The organism is Microcystis sp. M53603_WE2 (genome assembly GCF_030065435.1).
Window position 1 is genome coordinate 1 of sequence record NZ_JASJFF010000225.1, and the last position, 3200, is coordinate 3200.

Genomic DNA, 3200 nt, shown 5'->3' on the forward strand with positions numbered 1-3200 from the left:
ATTAATACCGAGGGATTCTATTAAACTTAAAGCCGCTTTTTTGACCGTTTCTAGGGGTTTTCCCTGCATAGAACCGCTATGATCGAGAACTAAACAAAGATTAATCGGTAAATTTGTGTCAATCTGTTCACTGGTGGCGGCGATCGAGAGCATCAGTTGACGTTGACTGCTGGTTTGATTAGCATCGATATTACTGTCACTCAAGGCCGATTTTAGAGTTACCCGCATAAGAGTTTTTTATCGTGGTCGTTGATATTTATATTCTAATGAGTATAGTTAGATTTGTGCTTATTTTCTCGTCTGGCATCGAGTTAGACAAGTTGGAAACTGGGTGCATCTCATTTTTGTCAATCTACATTGATCTTAAAAATTAGGAATTACCCAAAAAAAGAGCCTAAATCAATCAATAAGTCCTTAACAAAAATAAAAAAGGAATAAATACGACTCTCTTATTCTTTGTGTGATAAGTTTAACTTATATAGGAGCGACCGATCTTTGTGTCCTTTGTGTCTTTGTGGTTCGTGCCACTCGCTCGCCAGCAGAATTATATCTCAAGAATACATTTTACCCACCAAACCCAAGAGAGCGTAAATACTAATGTTGAAAGCCTCTATTAATGGCACTTTTGCTCCTTGACTGTTCCCTTTTTGTTAACCACAAAGACAGGAAGTTAGGACTTTAACTAAGGGAGAGAAGGAAGGTGAGAAGAACCATTCATTAAAGCGGCGATCGCTTGTTCTAGGGCCAGGGAAATATGGGTCCAATGGGTTCCCCCCTGACAGAAAACAATATAGGGTTCCCGCAGGGGTCCATCGGCGGAGAATTCCGAGGTGCTACCATCGATAAACGTGCCACCAGCCATCACTACTTGGCTCTCATAGCCCGGCATTTGGGCAGGAATGGGATCCAAGTAGGAACCGATGGGAGAATAGGCTTGAATGGCTTTACAGAAGGCAATCAGCTTATCGGGGGAACCGAGTTTAATCGCTTGAATAATATCGCGTCGAGGCACAAAAGGAGCCGGATTGACCGGATAACCCAACTTATCGCCCACATAGGCGATTAAATGACTGCCTTTCATCGCTTCTCCCACCATTTGCGGCGCTAGAAACAATCCCTGATAAAGAAGACGATTTTGGTCAAAAGTTGCCCCTCCCTCCCTACCGATTCCCGGTGCTGTCAGACGATAGCAGGCCATTTCCACTAATTCCGCTTTACCTGCTATGTATCCCCCGGCCGTGACAATTGTACCTCCGGGGTTTTTAATTAGAGAACCGGCCATCAGATCTGCCCCCACATCGGTGGGTTCTTGGGTGTTGATAAATTCTCCATAGCAATTATCGACAAAACAGACCGTATTCGGGTTTTGTTGTTTAACTATACGGACAATTCTCTCGATTTCGTCAATAGACAAACTCGATCGCCAGGAATAACCGCAGGATCTTTGAATATGTACTAAACGGGTTTGGGGTTTAACTGCTGTTGCCAAAGCCAACCAATCGATCGCACCGGTAGAATCTAGCTCTAATTGCCGATAACTAACGCCAAAATCCTTTAAAGAGCCTTGACCACTGCCCCTAATCCCAATTACTTCCTCTAGGGTATCGTAGGGCGCACCCGCTACCGCTAACATCTCATCCCCCGGTCGAAGAACCCCATACAAGGCACAGGCGATCGCATGGGTTCCTGAAACAAATTGTACCCGCACCGCCGCCTTTTCGGCCCCCAGGGCTTGGGCGAACACTTGATCTAAAGTATCCCGTCCCAAGTCATCATGACCATAACCACTAACACTAGCAAAATGATGCACTCCGACGCGGTTTTCACGGAAAGCACCGAGGACTTTACGGAGATTTTCCTTGACCTGTGCGTCAATTTCCGAAAAGATGGGGAGTAGGGCCTTTTCTGCCCTGTGGAGTAGAGAGGGGATATCCATCAAACAATAGACTGTGATATTTGTTACTATTTATTAAGCGTCAAAGTTCCCCCTGTGTCAAATCGAGACAGATAAGACAATGATGCTCTGTCTCCTGTTGTTTCCCTTTGGGTTATTCAATGACTGTTGCGACTTCCGAAAAACTGCCCATTGACTGGGTGACTCTCATCTACATGGCTTTTATCCACTTAGTGGCTCTTTTAGCCTTCTTGCCTGGCAATTTTAGCTGGGGTGCTGTGGGAGTGACATTAATTCTCTATTGGATTACTGGGGGTTTAGGAATTACCCTCGGTTTTCATCGTTTGGTCTCCCATCGGAGTTTTAAGACTCCCAAATGGTTAGAATACTTTCTGGTTTTCTGCGGGACCCTCGCTTGTCAGGGGGGTGCGATCGCATGGATAGGTTTACATCGTATTCATCATAAATATTCTGATACTGCTCCCGATCCCCACGATTCTAATAAAGGTTTCTGGTGGAGTCACATGGGTTGGATGCTGCACGAAATTCCTGCCGACGAAGAAATCGCTCGTTTTACCCAAGATATCGCCGACGATCCTTTCTATAAATTCTGTCAAAATTATTTTGTTCCTATCCAAATTGTTTTAGGCTTAATTCTCTATGCTATAGGTGGTTGGCCGTTTGTAATTTGGGGAATTTTTGTTCGCTTGGTCTTAGTTTTCCACTCCACTTGGTTTGTCAATAGCGCCACCCACAAATTTGGTTATGTTAGCCATGAATCCCACGATAATTCTAAAAATTGTTGGTGGGTTGCTCTCTTAACTTTCGGTGAAGGTTGGCACAATAATCACCATGCCTATCAGTATTCTGCCCGTCATGGCCTACAATGGTGGGAAGTTGACCTGACTTGGATGACCATTCGTCTGCTGCAAATTCTGGGATTAGCTACTAATATTAAGTTGCCTCCCACCACAGCAGTCACGACAGAAAGTTAGTTTTGTCCAGTAGTTAAATAGATGATAAATCTAGCCGAACTTAAGTTTAAGTTCGGTTATTTTTTCTGCGACTTAACCCAAATCTGACGGCTTTTCCCACAGCACAACTGAGGAATATAGGTACGGCGAATCCTCCCCCAAAAAACGAAATCATTGATAGGATAAACTTGATTATTTCCTCCTCTGTCGAACATTGACTGGGGAAAGCACAACTCATCCCAAGAGCGAAGGATAACCAACCAAAAAAGAAAACATACAGGGGAAATAAGAGGCAAAAAACCAGACCCCCCGCTAGACAGCCTAATCCATTG

At 44.3% G+C, this 3200-nt stretch carries 3 protein-coding genes and 1 pseudogene; 1 reads left to right on the forward strand and 3 read right to left on the reverse strand.

Annotation, left to right across the window (positions count from 1 at the left end; all coding sequences use genetic code 11):
* Both PX481_RS04835 and PX481_RS04840 read right to left on the reverse strand, forming a co-directional pair.
* A pseudogene (locus PX481_RS04835) lies at positions 1–228 on the reverse strand (hypothetical protein); the annotation flags it as partial.
* A 454-nt stretch (positions 229–682) separates the two neighbouring features.
* Positions 683–1936, reverse strand: a complete 1254-nt coding sequence (locus PX481_RS04840; RefSeq protein WP_288093829.1) for a methionine gamma-lyase family protein — start codon at positions 1934–1936, stop codon at positions 683–685.
* A gap of 119 nt (positions 1937–2055) precedes the next feature.
* Between PX481_RS04840 and PX481_RS04845 the strand changes: the two genes are divergently transcribed.
* A complete protein-coding gene (locus PX481_RS04845) occupies positions 2056–2889 on the forward strand; it encodes an acyl-CoA desaturase (protein WP_288093831.1) in 834 nt (277 codons plus the stop codon).
* A gap of 46 nt (positions 2890–2935) precedes the next feature.
* Here the strand turns inward: PX481_RS04845 and PX481_RS04850 are convergent.
* Positions 2936–3200 (reverse strand): hypothetical protein (locus tag PX481_RS04850; RefSeq protein ID WP_288093832.1); only part of this gene is annotated, 265 nt, incomplete at its 5' end.